We start from the raw sequence: 16,162 nt of genomic DNA on the forward strand, positions 1-16,162 counted from the left end.
GCCGGGCCCCGCCGTCGTTCAGGCGTATCGGGTCGGTCTCGGGAACGGGGCGGCCATCGAGGTGGCGAGTACCGCTTCGAAGTCGGACGGCAGTGTCCATTGTGGTGGCCCTGCCGCCGGAATCGGCTCGCCGCGTACGGCTTGGCACAGCGAGTACTGCGCGAACGTGACGTAGCGGTGGGTTTCCGGGCCGGGATCGCGCAGCTGCTGCAGCGCGGTGCGGTACCGCTCGGCGAGTGCGGTGTCCTTGACGAGGTGGAGCAGCGGGTCGTCGCCGTCGGGCAGCCTCGCCTCACGCGTGAAGCTCGTCAGCCGGCGCAGCATGAACGCCGCGACGGTTTCGGCGGTGAGCTGGTCGGTGATCTCCTGGACGTCGTCCGGGTCGTAGACGGCGATCGCGCGGGTGTGGCCCTGCATGGCGCCGGCCCGGGGCACGAAGACGTCACAGCGCACGCCGAGTTCGTCCGCGATCACGGGGACGGCGTCGGCGGGCACTTCCCACACCGCGGCCACTTGCGTGTGCCGCCACCAGCGGTCGCGGGTCGGGTTGATCCGGTCGACGACCTTCCGGTGTTCGACCTCGACGCCGGGCAGGCTGCTCAGCCACCCCGCCAGGGTCCGGGCGGCCACGTCGATCCGCTCGACGCCCCGGACGGTGTCGTCCGCCGTGCGCACCTCCAGTTCGACACCGGCGGGTTCGGCGAGCTTCACGTGTTCGATGACGGTGATCGAGCGCAACGCACTGGTGTGCGTCGCCCCGGACAGCCGTTTGACGAGCACCCGCACCGGGTCCTCCCCCGGGTCCAGCTCGATCCACCGTGCGCCGGAACGCAGGCTCCACGGCATGACGACCGACAGCACCAAACCGAGGGCGACGAGGACGCCGCCGAGCACCAGGGCGGTGTGCCACATCGTGGTCCATCCGAAGAAGACCGCGACCACGGGCAGGACCACGACGGCGAGCAGCGGGCCGGCCACCGCGAACGGGATGGCCAGGCTGCCGGCCCACGTCTTGGCCACCAGGCTCGGGACGCGCGGCACCAACACCAGCCGCACCGTTCCGGACGACGTCGTCACCACCGGGCGCAGCTCCTCGGGGACGGCTGAGGACACGTCCACCGGCATCTCCCTCGCTCGGAGCCACAGGTCGACAGGCTACCTCGATCGCCCCGGTCCGGTGCCGGATTCCGGGTGCGGACAGAGATGCCGCCTGCGCACGATCAGGGCCAGACGTGGAGTGCAGCCGGCCGGTCGCCGGGACGACGGCTTCGCCCGGCTGTGGCGCGGGGCGGTCGGTCACCGCGCGGCAGCAAGGACTTCCAGGTAGAACCGGTCGAGGAACGCGTTCATGAAGTGGGGGTAGTCCAGCACCGTCACGCCCACCGGCATGGTGAACGTGTCGAAGCGGTTGCTCTTGAGCACAGTGCGCACGTTCTCCGCCGTCACGGCCGCCGCTCGCGGCAGCAGCGACGAAAGCTCCTGCCAGAGGCGCTCGCGTTGCTCGGCCGTGCGCCAGCTGTGGAAGCCGTTCGCCATGTCGTCCGGGCGAGCCTCGGCGAGCGGCCCGGTGTGGTGTGCCGGCAGTCCGTCGGTCCAGGCCCGCGCGAGCAGGGCCAGGTCGTCGAGGACGACCTCCTCGTCCCTGAGGTAGAGCAAGTGAGCGTTGGTGGGCAGGTAGAGCCCGTGCGCGCTGAACACCTTGATGCTGCGCGGGGTCAGTGCTTCCACCAACCGGAAGACCAAGGCGGTCAACGCATCGAGGTTCTCCTCCACCCGTGGATTCACCTGCGCCTCGTGCGGCCCCGGGTCGAGCAGCGCGACGAACGGGCGCACGTCGAACACCGACAGCGCGGCCTCTCCCCCGATGGCGCGGTCCTCGTGGTTGCGCACCGTCCACTCCGGACCCCACGCCTCCAGCCACACGCCTGCCGAGCCGGGCTCCGGAGTTCCACGGGGAAAGCGCCAGCAGCTGAACGAGGACCGGGTGGAAAACAACTCGTCCGCGGCGCCGTGGTCGTGCGCCGCGGCGCACAACCCGGCAGTGCTCAGCGGAGACGCCGTTTCACCGACCTTCGTGTGCCGGTCCGACTTCAGCACCTTCAGGCCGCGGAATTCGGCACTCGCCTGAGGCCACCCCGCGAACACCTCGGCGAGCCGGCAGACCAGCTCGCCGGGAGGAGGCGGGACGTCGTCGAAGTACACGGCGATGCGCAGTTCGGTGCTCACCGGCCACCCCTCTGCGTGGTGAACTTGATGTAAACCGGTTTGCCGTCGACGAGGCATTGCTTGCCGTTGAGCATCAGAACGCTGTCTTTCACGGTGTACCCGGGGGTGGTGATCTTTTCCTTGGTCACGATAGTCTGCCGCAGCACGCGACCGGGGCCGAGCTGCTGCGAGGTGTGCTCAAGCTGCTCCAGACCGTGGGTGATGTCGCTGCCTTTCGCCTCGTAGACATGGTACTGGCTGTTCTTGGTCACAGCCACGACGTCGGCGGACAGGTCCTGCCCGAGCGAGCCGTTGATCAACTGGTCAGCCTGCTCTCCCAAGTAGACCTGCTCGACACCGGACTTGCCGGCGGCGAGCTCGGCCGCGACCGCTTCCCGGTTGGCGTCGGCGTACACCCGCGACTCCGGGTCGCCGATGATCTTGTCCACGTTCTGGATGTTCTTGCGGTTCAACCGGAAGGAGCCGTCCGACCGTTCGGCGACCTTCGCCGACGCGTCGATGGGTGGCGGGTTCTGCCGGTCCGGCGGCTCCTGGTCGGGTACCTGCTCCTTCGGGGTCACGTCCGGCGGCTTGGTGTCCGCATCCACCACGGGTGGGTGGGGATCCGAGGGTGGCGGCGGGTCCTTCACCGGCGGGGCCTTGAGCTTGCGGACGGCCTCCAGGAAGGACCCGGCGAGTTCGCCCGCGATCCACACGAGCCCGGCGATGATGCCGGCCACGGCGAGTCCGATCGCGCTGTCCGAGGACTTGTCCACGTCCTCGTCGCGCTCCGCGGCGATCAGGTTCGCGCTGACCAGCTCGGCGAGCCGTCTGACGAGGTCGGTCGCCTGGGCGGCGACGAACGCGGCGAGCACCGCCTCGCCGGCCGCACCGGCGACCGCGAGGCCGGCGGCGCCCCCGGCGATCGCGCCGGCGGCCGTTCCACCGGGGCCCAGCAGCGACCCGAGCGCACCGAAGACGACCGCGCCGGCACCGGCGAGGATGACCGTCACCCAGCCCATCAGGGCGCCGGCCATGTTGACCACGTGTCGCACGAGGGCGAGCGGGAAGTCCAAGAGGGCGAGCAGGTCGGTCCAGAGGTCTTGGAAGAACGTGCCGATCGACGAGCCCCGGGGAGTGAACAGCCGGTGCGCCGAGGACTTCCAGTCCTCCCCCAGCGCGACGAACTCGTGCCCCACGGCCGGCCACGGCCACAGCATCGTCTTGAGGAGGTCGATGACGAGCTGCTTGACGCTCAGCTTCGACCACTTGTGCGCGCTCGCCGTCCAGACGGAGGACAGCGCGTGGCCGAACGAGAGGGACGACCGGGCTTCGCCCGACCCGGTGGCCTGGCGCTGCACGACCGGAGCCCGTCCCGGCCCGGCCGGCGCAGGGCTCGCGCCCGGAGCGTGCTGGAGGACCTGCTCCCGTGCGCCCTCCGGCATCCGGGCCTCGATCGTCCCGGCGATCTCCGCGCCGCGGCGCTGGAGGGCGGCGTCCGCTTCCTCCCGTGCCGAGGACACCCACTTGACGAACTTGGAGATCGCCGCTACCTGGGTGATCGTCTTGTCCAGGCTGAAGCTCGCGATGCGACCGGCCATGCCCGCCACTCCGCCGAGCACGCTGCGGGTCGACGCGGCCGCGCGGCCGGTGGCGGCGGTCCAGCTCGCGCGCAGCCGGTCGAACGACGACTTCACCTGCCGTTCGACCGCCTCCCTGGCGGCACTGACCTGCGCGGCGACCCGCGCGGAGACCGCAGAGAGGGAGTTCCGCACGGAAGCCCACGCCGAGTTGATGCCGTCCCAGAGCGACCGCAGCCCGGAGAGCAACCGGTCCACGACCGCCGTGGCGACGCGGGCGAGCACGCCGCCGACACCGCCGATGTCCGCCGCCGTCCCGCGCAGTCGCTCCCAACTGCCGCTGATCCGCGCGAGGGCACCCGCCGCCGCCGTCCGGACCCGGTCGACCACGCCCGACGCGAACGTGCCGAGGTTGCGCACCGCGCCGGTGAAGCGGGTGGTGAGCCCCTCCCACAGGACGCGGCTTCGCGCGTTCAGCGCGCTCGCGGCGGCCGTCAGGTTGCCGAAGACCCGGCCGACCGAGCCCTTGACCGACGCGTACGCCGCGCGCATCCCCTCCGCGTCCATGCTGGACAGTGCGTGGCCGAGCGCGCCGGCGGAACCCTTCACGGTCTCCAGCCCCCGGTGCATCGTCCGGGTGAAGCTCGAGGTCAACCCGCTCAGCGTCTTGGTCGCAACGCCGAAGCCCGCGGACACGCCGGCGGAGATCGACGACCCGAGCCGGCCGACCTCCTCTACGCCGCCGCGCGCCGCGTCACCCAGGCCGGTCAGCAAGTTCCCGGCCGTCGACCGCAGCGAGTTCCACCCGGAGCTCAATGAGCCGGTCAACGAGCCGATCCGGCGCTTCGCCGCGTCCAGTGCCGCCCCGGCGAAATCCCCCACCGCGTTGGCGGCGCGGGTCACCAGGCCCGCGCCGGGCAGGTCGGACAGCCCGAAGCGCTGGACGGGCGCGGGAGCCCCCGGAGCAGGGGCGGTCGCGTGGTCGGCATCGTCGTCGTTCGTCGGCCTGTCGACCGGCGTCACGCCGGCATCACCCACGGCGCCGATCACGTCGCCGAGCTCCGGTGGGTGGTCCGACGGCGACGGCTCGTCGTGGTCATGCGGGGAGTCCCCTTGCGCCTGCGCACCGGGCGCGGGGCCGAGCGCCGGTAGGGCGCGCTCGGCCTCGACTGGCGCATCCACGACGATCTCGGGGCCACTCGAGGCGGCGGGCGAATCGACCGACGGGGCCGGTGCCTGGCGGCGCGCGAGCATCGACGCCACGGCGGCGTTGCCGGCCGAACGCTGCAGAGCGACCAACGTCCGAGGCGCGCTCGCGTTCAGCTGCACCGCGCCCTTCGCTCTCGCGGTGTCCACCTCGCCGTGAGCTTCCCGGCCTCGCACGGGAGCTCGCGCGGCCTCGGGGTCCAAGCTCGGTATGTGGCGCTCGGCCATACCTCATGCCTAGCCGCCCGGGGGAGGGACCACAACGCTCGTCGGGGCTCCGGAAAAGGGCGGAAAGAACTGCCCGATCGGGCAGGAACCGTGGCCGGCAAGTCCGCCGTCCCGCGGGCGATGTTTCCCCGCGACCATCACGAACGGGCAGACCGGACACGCTCTGCAGCGTGAGCGGACGTGGCCGTCAGTCGTCGCCCATGGTGTCGAGGAGCAGGTCGCCCGGGATGGCGAGCAGCCGGCGGAGGAGCGGGCGGTCCAGCTCGATCGCGTGCTCGGTCGCCTGGGACGCCGCCAGGCAGAACCAGTCGGCCACGTACCCCTGATCGCTCAGCTGCCACAGGGTTTCGGCCTTCGGCTCGAGGTGGTCGAGAAGCCGGTGAAGGTGGTCGGCGAGCTCGCTGACCGGCGGCAGGTCCGATGACAGCAGCTACAGCGATCCCCGGCGGATCGCTCTCGAGACGCCCGCGAGCCGGTTGCGAGCCGGGCCCCGGGTGCCTATTCGAACACCCCGTACCCCTCGACGGCGTGGGCGCGGACGCCGTCCATGTCGAGCTCCACGCCGATGCCCGGGGTGTCGGGAAGCGTGATGTAGCCGTCCTTCACGATCGAGCCGCTTCCGTCGGGAGCGTGGACGTAGCTGTCCCACACCGCGCGCTCCTCGAGGGCGTGCCATTCCTGGACGAAGAAGTTCGGGATCGCCGCGCACTGCTGGGACGTCGCCATCGTGCCCAGGGGGGTCGACACCAGGTGCGGGGCGAACGGGATGTAGTGCAGCTCCGCCAGGTTGGCGATCTTCTTGGCCTCGGCGAGGCCGCCGCACTTCGGGACGTCCGGCTCGATGACGTCCACCGCGCCGCGTTCGAGCAGCTCGCGGAAGCCCCAGCGCAGGTAAAGGTTTTCTCCCGCGCAGATCGGGGTCCGGGTCTGCTCGCGCACGCGGACCAGCGCGTCGACGTTCTCCGCCGGCAGCGGCTCTTCGAGCCACATCAAGCGGAACGGCTCGAGCTCCCACGAGATCCGGCACGCGCTCGGCACGTCGTAGCGGGCGTGGAGGTCGATCGCCAGGTCGATGTCCGGGCCGATCGCTTCCCGGACGGCCGCCACCCGCGAAACCATCGAGCGCAGCTCGGCCGCGTTGATCGTGTGGTTGAACGCGTCGAGCTTGGCCGGGTGGTGCAGGTCGTCGATGTCGAACTTGAGGGCGGTGAAGCCTTCGGCGACCATCCGCTGGGCACGGTCGACGCAGCCGGCGACCGAGCCCGCCGGGTCGTCGCCGTCGCCGCAGTCGGCGTACAACCGGATGCGGTCGCGGAACTTGCCGCCGAGCAGCCGGTGGACCGGCTGACCCGCCGCCTTGCCCGCGAGGTCCCACAGCGCCAGCTCGATCCCGGACAGGGCGATCACGAACACCCCGCTCTGCGCGCCCGCGAAAACCTTGCTGCGACGCAGTTTCTCCCAGCACCGCTCGACGTTGCGCGGGTCCTCCCCGATCAGCAAAGGCGTCAGGGACTCGATCATCCCGACGACCGCCGCCGCGCCGGCATCGGGATTGGCCTCGCCGAACCCGCTGAGCCCCTCGTCGGTGTCGATCCGCACCAGGGTGGCCTGACCGTGGTAGGCCACCACCGCCGTCGTCACGTTCACGATCCGCATTGCTCTCCCGCCGCCGGGTAGTGCCGAAAAGAACGGACTGTCGCGAGGTCCAACTTGTCCTATAAGCTGATGACATGCCAAGGAGACAAGAGTCTCCGGACGCTGTCAAGGTCCGGACTCTCCCGGTGCAGGTGGCGGCCCACCTGACCCGGCGGATCGTCCGCGGCGAAATCGAGGACGGCCGGGCGCCGTCGGAACTCGACATCTCGGGTGAGTTCGGGGTGTCCCGCGTGGTGGCGCGGGAGACGCTCAAGATCCTCGCCTCGCTCGACATCGTCGACGTCGCGCAGGGCCGCCGTGTCGTCGTGCGCCCCCGCGCGGAGTGGGATTACCTGAGCCCGTTGCTCATCGAGTGGCTGCCCCCGGAGATCGTCGACGAGCTGCTGCAGGAACTGCACCAGATGCGCGCGCTGCTCGAACCCGAGCTCGCCGCGATGGCCGCGGCCAGCATCACCGACGAGACGCTGGAGCGGCTCCGGGGCGAGATCGGCCGGATGGCGGCGCTCGAGGCGGACCCCGAGGCCTACCTCGAGGTCGACCACGAGTTCCACATGGAGATCTGCCGGGCGGCCGACAACCGCATCCTCGACCGGATCATGTACTCCGCCCGCTGGCTCGGCACGGCCAGCCGGCGCGTCACCAACGAGGCGCCGGCCGGGCTGCACCGCGCCACGGCCCAGCACACGGAGATCTACGAGGCGCTCGTCGCGCGCGATCCGGCCGCGGCGCGCGCGGCGATGCGCAATCACCTGAGCAACAACTATTCCACGCTCCTCGCGGAGAAGGGGCAGCGAAGCAAGCGGGCCGCCAAGCGGCGTTAGCGACTGGGCACGACCGAGTTCCGGAACCGATGACGAGGACGGACGAGGCATGGCAGCATCGGCGCACCCACCGATCCGGCTGGGGCTGATCGGCACCGGTCTCGCGGTCGAAAAGCTGCACTGGCCGGCGTTGCGTGGGCTCACCGACCGGTACGAGGTCACCGCGTTCACCGACTCCTCCGCCGAGCAGCGCGGACGGTTCGCCGGCTACAGCGGGACCGATCCGGCCCGGGCCGTCGCCGACCGGGCCACGTTGCTGGCCCGCGACGACGTGGACGCCGTGCTGATCTCGGTGCCGATCCCGCACCTGTACGAAGTGGCGTGCGACGCGCTCGCGGCGGGCAAGGACGTGTTCTGCGAGAAGCCGGCCGGCGTCGACGCGGAGCAGGCCGCGGCCTTCCTCGCCCTCGCGGCCGGGCACCCGGACCGCACCTTCATGGTGGGCGAGAACTACTTCTACCGCGACGACCTGCGCTACGCCCGTGCCCTGCTCGACGACGGCGCGATCGGCCGCCCGCACCTGATGGCGTGGCGGCACGCCGGGCAGGTGGTGCCCCGCGAAGGCCGGTTCACCAGCACGCCGTGGCGGCAGCGGCCGCAGTACCGCGGTGGCGTGCACCTCGACTTCGGCGTGCACAACATCGCCCAGATCCGGCTGCTCTGCGGTGACGTCGCGTGGGTGCACGGTGCCGTGCAGGCGGCCAACAGCACGATCGACGCACCGTCGGACCTCACCCTCAACCTCGTCTTCACCGGAGGCGCCATCGGCAACTACACCGCGTCCTTCCCCGAGATCCCGGTGCCGCCCGAGCCCAACGAGATGCGGCTGTACGGTACCGAGGGCGTGCTCGTGCTCGCCGGGTCCGAGTCCGAGCGGCACGTGACGCGCAGCAGCCCGGACGCCAGCACCCACACGACAGTCTTCCGCGGGAGCGACAACGGCTACCGCGCGGAGCTCGTCGACTTCGCCGACGCCGTGCAGTTCGGCGTGCGGCCGGTCGGCAGCGTCGCGCAGAGCGTGGCCAACGCGATGGTCGTCCAGCGGGCGCTCGACTCCGCGGAACAGGCGGCCGCCCTGGCGCTCGACCCCGTGCCCGGCGCGGGCCCGGTACCGCTGTGGCGGCCCCGCGGCTCGGCGGGGCTGTTCGACGGGCTGCCGGGACAACGCATCAGCAGTTCGGCGTCCTTCGCCGCATGAACGACCGGCAGCTTGAAGACTCACAGTTTTGAAGACTCACCGCTCTGAAGACTCACAGCGCGGCACTCGCCCCGCTGCCCCGCCGGACGCACTGTCGCCCCGTCGGTACGAGGAGTTGTCATGGAAGAGAAGAATGACCTGTCGAGACGCACGTTCCTCGGGGTGAGCGCGCTGGGCGTGCTCGGTCTCGCCGGGTGCGGGAGCGATCCCGCACCCGCACCGAAGGTCGACGTCCAGGTGCCCCAGCCGCTGCTCGACCAGGCGGCCGCGCTTCGCGGCGGCTCGGTGGGAATGCTTTCGCAGAAGCTGTATTCGGAAGCCGCCAACAAGGCGCTGGACCGGTCGTTGCAGGTCTTCGCGCAGGCCACCGGCACCACGATCCGCAACGACCTGGTCTCCGGCGACGCCGGCGACATGGTCGCGAAGATGGACGCGGAGGTGAAGGCGGGCACCAACCGCGATCTGGCTTTCGTGAGCGACCGGCGGTTCGTCGGCCAGCTCCACAACCTCGGCGCCCTCACCGACGTCACCGACGTGGTCACGGAGATGAAAGCGCTTTACGGGGAGCCGGCCACGGCGTCGACCAAGTTCTGCGTGTTCGACGGGCGCTGGTTCGCGATCCCGTACCACTTCATCGCGTCCGGGATGTACCTGCGCAAGGACTGGTACGCCGAAAAGGGGCTCCCACTCAAACCCTATTACACGTGGGAAGAGCTGCGCGACAACGCCTTGGCGGTCTCCGACCCGGCGAAGCGGCGCTTCGGCTGGGGTCTCACGGTGAACCGCTCCGGCGACGCCAACGGCTTCATCCAGAACGTCATCGACACCTACGGCGGGGCGATCGCGGACAACACCGGCACGAAGGTGGTGTTCAACTCGCCGGAGACCGTCGCCGCCGTCACGTTCATCGGCGACATCTACACGAACCCGAAGTACAAGCCGATGCTGCCGCCCGGGGTCGGGAGCTGGACCGACTCGAGCAACAACGAGAACTGGCTGGCCGGGATCCTGGGGCTCACGCTCAACCAGTTCAGCGTCTACGCCGACTCCAAGACCAAGAAGAACCCGGTGTACGCCAACACGCACGTGTTCAACGGCGCCACCGGACCGGCGCTCGACCGGCCGCTCGCGTACGGCGAGTCCAACTCGTTCGTCGTGTTCAAGGGGGCGAAGAACCCCGACCTCGCCAAGCTGGTGGCGAAGTTCATGGCCGGCGGGAGCGCGCTGCTCGGAGTCGCGAAGGAAGCACCGTGCCTGGTCAACCCGTCGTGGAGCAAGGTCTGGGACTCCGACCCGTACTACACCAGCGGTGACCCGGCCTTCCCGGCGCTGCGGGAGCAGACCCGCACGCCTCTGCCGGTGACCACCAAGACCGGGTACGCGTTCCCCCAGGCCCCGAGCCCCGGTGAGCAGGCCGCCCTCGCCGCCTACCTGCTGACCGACATGATGCAGTCGGTCATCCAGGGCACCAAGCCGGCCGACGCCGTCGCCGCGACCCACGGCCGGATCGTGCAGATCTTCGAGCAGCAGGGCTACCGGCAGTGACCGTCCTGCGTCCGCGCCCGGCGCCGGCCCGTCCGGCGCCGGGCGCGTCTTCCTCCCTCACCGGAACGCAGCGGCGGCTCGGGCGCGACTGGCGCCTCGCCGCCGTGTTCATCGGGCCGACGCTGGTGCTGGTCGCCGGCCTGATCCTGTTCCCCATCGTCAGCTCGGTCTTCACCAGCGTCACGGAACGCCACGGCGCGGAGACGATCTTCGTCGGGCTGGACAACTACACCGCCCTCATCGACGACGCCCTGTTCCACAAGGGAGTGCTCAACTCGTTCGTCTTCACCGCGTACGCCGAGATCTTCAAGGTGACCCTCGGCCTCATCGCGGCGATGATCCTGCACCACATGCGCCGCGGCCGGGCGATCGTCGCCGGGGTGATCCTGCTGCCGTGGGTGATCCCGACGGTCGTCACGGCGTTCACCTGGCGGTCGCTGCTCGACCCGATCTTCGGCAGCGTCAACGTCCTGCTCACCGACTCCGGGATCGGGCCCTTCCTCGCCGCGATCGGGCTCGTCGACAAGTGGCCCGCGGAATGGCTGTCCGACCCCGCGCTCGCCATGCCGGCGGTCATCCTGGTCAACGTCTGGAAGGGCATCCCGTTCTTCACGGTGACGTTCCTGGCCGGGCTCAAGGCGATCGACAGCAATCTCCACGAGGCCGCGATGGTGGACGGCGCCTCGCCGTGGCAGCGCTTCGTGCACATCACGCTCCCGGGCCTGCGTCCGGTCATGATCGTGACGGTGCTGCTGTCGTCGATCTGGACGTTCAACAACTTCGACCTGATCTGGCTGATGACCCAGGGCGGACCGGGGGACGCCACCGCCCCGTACGTGATGGTGGCCTACTCGAAGGCCATCCAGCAGCTGCAGCTCGGCGCGGGCGCCGCGGTCACGCTGGTGATGCTGCCGGTCATCGCCGTCCTCGTGGTGATCCTCGTGCGGATGATGCGCCGCAGCGACCAGCCGGGCGCGGCCGACCTGGGGCACCGGCGGCTGAGTCCCGTGCAGCGCCGGGCGCTGCCGTGGGTGATCGTCGTGGCCTCGGTGCTCGTGCTGGTCTGGGCGTCGCCGCAGATCGTGTGGAAGGCCGCGCTCCTGCTGGGCGTGTTCGTGGTGCTCGCGGCCGTGGTCGGCCGGGTGGTTTCCGCGCTCGCCGCGCGAAGCAAGCGGCTCGCCGCACGCCTGGTCGGCGGCACCGGCTCGGGGGTCGCGCTCGTGGGCCTGCTGGGCTTCGTGCTCGCCCCGATCTACTGGATGACGATCACGGCCTTCAAGTCCGACGGACAGATCGTCGCGCGCACCGACGACCTCTGGCCGACCCCGTGGACCACCGAGCAGTTCACCAACCTGTTCACGGGCGCGTTCGGCACCTGGTACGTCAACACGATCCTGGTGTCGGTGGCGTCCACCGTGATCGCCCTGATCTGCGCGGCCCTGGCCGGCTACGCGCTGGCACGACTGAAGTTCCGGGGTTCGGAGAGCTTCACGGTGACGATCCTGCTCACCTACGTGATGCCGGGCGCGCTGCTGTTCATCCCGCTGTACCAGCTGATGAGCGGGATCGGGCTCAACGACTCGCTGTGGTCGCTCGTGCTCGCCTACCCGACGTTCACCCTGCCGTTCGCGACGTGGCTGCTCGTCGGCTACTTCAAGTCGATCCCGGCCGACCTCGAGGAGGCCGCGCTGGTCGACGGCTGCACGCGGTTCGGCGCGTTCGTCCGGATCGTGTTGCCGCTGGCCAAACCCGGCCTGCTGGCCGTCGCGCTGTTCACGCTCACCAACGCGTGGAACGAGTTCCTGTTCGCCTTCGTGTTCATCACCAAGAACGAAAACAAGACGCTGCCGGTCGGCATGCAGTCGATGATCTTCGGCGACGTCGTGCCGCAGGGACAGCTGGCCGCGGCCTCGCTGCTGGTCAGCATCCCGGTCGTGCTCATGTACGGGTTCGGGCAGCGGTTCCTGACCGAAGGCCTCACCGCGGGGGCGGTGAAGGGATGAGCGCCGTCTCGGAGGAGCACGTCGCGACGGCGTCCCGGCCGAGCGACCTGCGCATCACCGACCTGCGGGTGGCCAATCTGGCCGGGGTGCCGTTCCGTTCGTCGATCATCCGGATCGACACCAACCAGGGCCTGTCCGGCTACGGGGAGGTGCGCGACCAGGCCAGCGCCACCTACGCGCTCGTGCTCAAGAGCAGGCTCGTCGGCGAAAACCCCTGCAACGTCGACAAGATCTTCCGCAAGATCAAGCAGTTCGGGCACCACGGCCGGCAGGGCGGCGGGGTGTCCGGCGTCGAGATGGCGCTGATGGACCTGGCGGGCAAGGCGTACGGCGTGCCCGCGTACGCGCTGATCGGGGGCCGGTTCCGGGACGAGATCCGCTGCTACGCGGACACACCGTCGCTGCCGGACCCGCACGAGATGGGCGCCCGGCTGCTGGAGCGCAAGCGGCGCGGGTTCACCATGCTGAAGATGGACGTGGGCATCGACCTGCTGTGGGACGTACCGGGAGCGCTGATCGCGCCGCCGGGCGCGCGGGACGACGTCACGACGATGCACCCGTTCACCGGCATCCAGGTCACCGCGCGCGGTGTCGAACACCTGGTGTCCTATGTGGACATCGTGCGGTCCGTCGTCGGCTACGACGTCGCGCTCGCCGCCGACCACTTCGGCCACATCGCCCTCGACTCGGGCATCCGGATCGGCCGCGCGCTGGAGCCGTTCACGCTGGCGTGGATCGAGGACCTGATCCCGTGGCAGCTGACCGGCCAGTGGCGCCGGCTCACCGAGGCCGTCGCCGTCCCGACGTGCACCGGCGAGGACATCTACCTGCTCGACGGCTTCCGGCCGCTGCTGGACGCGGGTGCGATCCGCGTCGTGCACCCCGACCCGGCGACGGCGGGCGGGATCGCGGAGACCAAGCGGCTCGGCGACTACGCGCAGGAGCGCGGGATCGCGATGGCGCTGCACCTGGCGGCGTCACCGATCGCGACGATGGCGTGCGTGCACCTGGCGGCGGCGACGGAGAACTTCCTGGCCCTCGAACACCACGCGGCCGACGTGGACTTCTGGAGCGACCTCGTCACCGGCCTCCCCCGCCCGCTGATCCACGACGGCCACATCACCGTGCCGGACACGCCGGGCCTCGGATTCGGCGACCTGGACGAGGAACTGCTGCGCCGCCACCTCGACCCGCGCGACCCGGTGTTCTTCGCCGAGACGACGCACTGGGACGCCGAATCCAGCCACGACCGGCTGTGGAGCTAGGCGCGGCCCTGTTCGGCGCGCCACCGTTCGTACTCCGGCCGGGCTTCGTCCGACAGCGGGTAGTACAGCCGCATGTCGCCGCCCTCGGAGAGCCGGATGCGGGAGAACTCCTCCCATTCCGCGTGCTCCTGGGCGTGTGCCACCAGTGCAGGGGCGAGCTTGACCGGCACCACGACCGCCCCGTCGTCGTCGGCGACGACGATGTCGCCCGGCTCGACGAGGGTGCCGCCGCAGGCGACGGGCACGTTGACCGCGGCCGGGACGATGCCGGTCTGGGCGTGGAAGTTCGGGGTGGCGCCCCGGATCCACAGCCCGAGCCCGAGCTGCTTGGCCTCACCGGTGTCACGCAGGCACCCGTCGACGACCACGCCGGCGCCACCGCGGCCCTTGAAGTAGGTCAGCATCATCTCGCCGAACACACCGCTGCTCATGTCACCGCGCGCGTCGACGACGATCATGTCGCCGGGCCGGGTGTGGTACATGACGTGCCGGTGCAGCTGCTTTTCCGGTTCCTCGTACTCGTCGACGGGGTAGCGGTCCTCCCGTTTGGGCAGGAACTGCAGCGTCAGCGCGGGCCCGGCCACGCGCACACCGGGGGTCACCGAAACGGGCCCCTGGATGAAGGCGCTGCGGATCCCCATCCGGCTGAGTTCGCCACTGGCGGTCGCGCTGCCGATGGCCGCGAGGGCCGCACTGAGTTCGGCAGGCGGGCGAACGATGTCGTGCGTCTCGACCACGTGGGCAGCTCCCTCGGTTCCGCGCTGACCGTTGATATCGGAGATCTCCGAGCCTAGTCCGCCGAACCCGCTTCCGCGATCTCCGGCGGCAGGTGAAGTCCGGCCGGTGAAGTCATTGTCCGTAGGAGTAGCGAAGATCGGCGAACAGCAGCTGGTTGAGCCGTCGCCGGAGGTGTCCGGTCTTGCTCTGGTCGGGCGCTTCGGCGGGAGTCAGCAGGGTGAACCTCAGCAACGTCCCGCCGTCCGGGGAAGCCGTCAGGGTGAAATGGACCTGGTCCTCGGGCCGGCTCGGCCACAGTGACGACCACACGACCCGGCCGGGCTCGTCCGCGGCGAGGACCCGGGGATCGACTTCGTCGGCCAGCAAGCGAAGCCAAGGACGAGCCCCCGGCCGGCGAGGCTCCACGAGCGATTCCCAGACGACGGACGGAGGTGCCGGCAGGGTGCGCGCCCGCGAACCGATCTCGATCACACCAGCAGAATATGTCGATCCGCCACCGTGCACACAGCCGATTCGGCAGTTGGGTGTGTGTCCGTCAGGGGATCTCGGCTGGGAAGACCCTGAACGGTCGCATCGGGCTGACCTGCCGCCCGGTGTCAGTAGGCTTGTCGCCGGTCAACACCGCTTGAGGGGGTGCCTGGATGGCTTGGCTTGACCGGGACAAGACGCCCGCGCTGTTCGCGATGACCACTTCCGTCGCGAGCGGCGTCATCCTGATCGTCCTCGTGAAAGTCCTGCAAGTGGGGATTTCGGCGGGTGCCACGACCTTCTGGTCCGCTCTGGTTTCCGTCGTCGTTGCGATCGTCATCTGGGCTCTTGCCGCGACGACGCCACGGAGGAGGCCGACCGCGGCTTTCATGATGACTTCGGCGTTCAACCAGAAATATTACGTGGCGGCGCTGGTTCAGCGGGTGCACAGCGCTCTCGACCGAGAGAATGTCGACCTCGTACTCAAAGTGCCGGACCGCGACTATGACGCGGGGGCACAAGCTCATAACCTACGCCGCATCCTGAGCCGGAGACACGCCTTCATCGGCGGGATCATAGTCGCCGGAGAGGTGGCCAGGCTGCGCGGCGACTTGGTGACGTTCTGCAAAGAGTCGCGTATGCCGATCGTGTTTTCCGATCTCGATCCATTCCCGACCGAGTCCGAATACCCGTCCAACAGCACGTTCATCGGCTACGACACGGGCGAGCTCGGCGAAATGGCAGGACAGTGGCTGGTCAAGCAGTTGCGAGCGAAGACAGGACCGCATGTGCTCATCATCGCCAGTCATGAACACGAGAGCCGGCAACAACGCTGCGAAGATGTGTTGCGCTCCGGATTGCCTGGCGCCGAGGTCGTCATCGACGATCGATGCGAGTTCGTGCGTTCACGGGCGTACAACGCGGTACGGACCCACATCCGGCAACTGAAACCGGGCCAGTGCCTCGACGCGATCTTCTGCACCAACGACGAGATGGCCCTCGGCGCGGTCGATGCCGTCGAGGCGGCCGCGTCAGCGGCGACACACGCCACTGTAGTGGTGGGCATCGACGGTGTACTGGAGGCCAGGACGCTGATCGACACCGCGGACAGTCCGTTTCGCGCCACTGTGGTCCAAGACACCCACCGCCTGGCAGTGGGTGCCGTCGACCTTCTTGTCAAGATGCACCGCGGTTACGTTGTACCCAAACGGACGATCCTGAAAGCGGAAATCTACGAAGCCGACTGAAG

The 16,162-nt window shown here is 69.8% G+C and carries 13 protein-coding genes; 6 read left to right on the top strand and 7 right to left on the bottom strand.

The features are described from left to right. Positions 1-18: 18 nt before the first annotated feature. The 5 genes from AB0M93_RS10205 to AB0M93_RS10225 all read right to left on the bottom strand — a co-directional run bounded on the left by AB0M93_RS10205 (position 19) and on the right by AB0M93_RS10225 (position 6,875). On the bottom strand, positions 19-1,119 hold the full coding sequence (locus tag AB0M93_RS10205; protein WP_364270562.1) for a hypothetical protein: 1,101 nt from the start codon (positions 1,117-1,119) through the stop codon (positions 19-21). A gap of 177 nt (positions 1,120-1,296) precedes the next feature. Continuing rightward, positions 1,297-2,226: a hypothetical protein gene (locus AB0M93_RS10210; RefSeq protein ID WP_364270565.1), complete on the bottom strand. Its 930-nt coding sequence runs from the start codon at positions 2,224-2,226 to the stop codon at positions 1,297-1,299. After that, the gene (locus AB0M93_RS10215; RefSeq protein ID WP_364270568.1) at positions 2,223-5,141 is read right to left on the bottom strand and encodes a hypothetical protein; all 2,919 of its coding nucleotides are present in this window, start codon (positions 5,139-5,141) and stop codon (positions 2,223-2,225) included. Before AB0M93_RS10215 ends, AB0M93_RS10210 begins: the two co-directional genes overlap by 4 nt. Before the next feature lie 265 nt (positions 5,142-5,406). Beyond that, positions 5,407-5,535 (bottom strand): hypothetical protein, encoded by a 129-nt coding sequence (locus AB0M93_RS10220; RefSeq protein WP_364270571.1) that lies wholly within the window; start codon positions 5,533-5,535, stop codon positions 5,407-5,409. 182 nt (positions 5,536-5,717) lie between these two features. After that, on the bottom strand, positions 5,718-6,875 hold the full coding sequence (locus tag AB0M93_RS10225) for a mandelate racemase/muconate lactonizing enzyme family protein (RefSeq protein ID WP_364270573.1): 1,158 nt from the start codon (positions 6,873-6,875) through the stop codon (positions 5,718-5,720). Between the two features lie 74 nt (positions 6,876-6,949). On the opposite strand from AB0M93_RS10225, the gene AB0M93_RS10230 reads away from it, so the two are divergent. The 5 genes from AB0M93_RS10230 to AB0M93_RS10250 all read left to right on the top strand — a co-directional run bounded on the left by AB0M93_RS10230 (position 6,950) and on the right by AB0M93_RS10250 (position 13,707). Next, complete coding sequence (locus tag AB0M93_RS10230) at positions 6,950-7,696, top strand: FCD domain-containing protein (protein ID WP_364270576.1); 747 nt, start codon at positions 6,950-6,952, stop codon at positions 7,694-7,696. A 49-nt stretch (positions 7,697-7,745) separates the two neighbouring features. Beyond that, a complete protein-coding gene (locus AB0M93_RS10235; protein WP_364270579.1) occupies positions 7,746-8,894 on the top strand; it encodes a Gfo/Idh/MocA family oxidoreductase in 1,149 nt (382 codons plus the stop codon). Positions 8,895-9,014: 120 nt separating this feature from the next. Beyond that, positions 9,015-10,439, top strand: a complete 1,425-nt coding sequence (locus AB0M93_RS10240) for an extracellular solute-binding protein (protein WP_364270581.1) — start codon at positions 9,015-9,017, stop codon at positions 10,437-10,439. Then, positions 10,436-12,442 (top strand): ABC transporter permease subunit, encoded by a 2,007-nt coding sequence (locus tag AB0M93_RS10245; RefSeq protein WP_364270584.1) that lies wholly within the window; start codon positions 10,436-10,438, stop codon positions 12,440-12,442. Before AB0M93_RS10240 ends, AB0M93_RS10245 begins: the two co-directional genes overlap by 4 nt. Next, the gene (locus AB0M93_RS10250) at positions 12,439-13,707 is read left to right on the top strand and encodes a mandelate racemase/muconate lactonizing enzyme family protein (RefSeq protein ID WP_364270587.1); all 1,269 of its coding nucleotides are present in this window, start codon (positions 12,439-12,441) and stop codon (positions 13,705-13,707) included. The genes AB0M93_RS10245 and AB0M93_RS10250 overlap by 4 nt, the downstream gene beginning before the upstream one ends. On the opposite strand, the gene AB0M93_RS10255 is transcribed toward AB0M93_RS10250, so the two are convergent. Next, positions 13,704-14,444 (bottom strand): ribonuclease activity regulator RraA, encoded by a 741-nt coding sequence (locus AB0M93_RS10255; RefSeq protein ID WP_364270590.1) that lies wholly within the window; start codon positions 14,442-14,444, stop codon positions 13,704-13,706. The two genes, AB0M93_RS10250 and AB0M93_RS10255, sit on opposite strands and share 4 nt — an antisense overlap. Positions 14,445-14,556: 112 nt before the next feature. Then, complete coding sequence (locus AB0M93_RS10260; protein WP_364270593.1) at positions 14,557-14,916, bottom strand: hypothetical protein; 360 nt, start codon at positions 14,914-14,916, stop codon at positions 14,557-14,559. Positions 14,917-15,086: 170 nt separating this feature from the next. Between AB0M93_RS10260 and AB0M93_RS10265 the strand changes: the two genes are divergently transcribed. Further along, entirely contained in the window at positions 15,087-16,160 is a 1,074-nt protein-coding gene (locus AB0M93_RS10265; protein WP_364270596.1) for a substrate-binding domain-containing protein, read from the top strand. The last annotated feature ends 2 nt before the right edge of the window (positions 16,161-16,162 follow it).

Source organism: Amycolatopsis sp. NPDC051102 (assembly GCF_040682815.1).
GTDB lineage: Bacteria > Actinomycetota > Actinomycetes > Mycobacteriales > Pseudonocardiaceae > Amycolatopsis.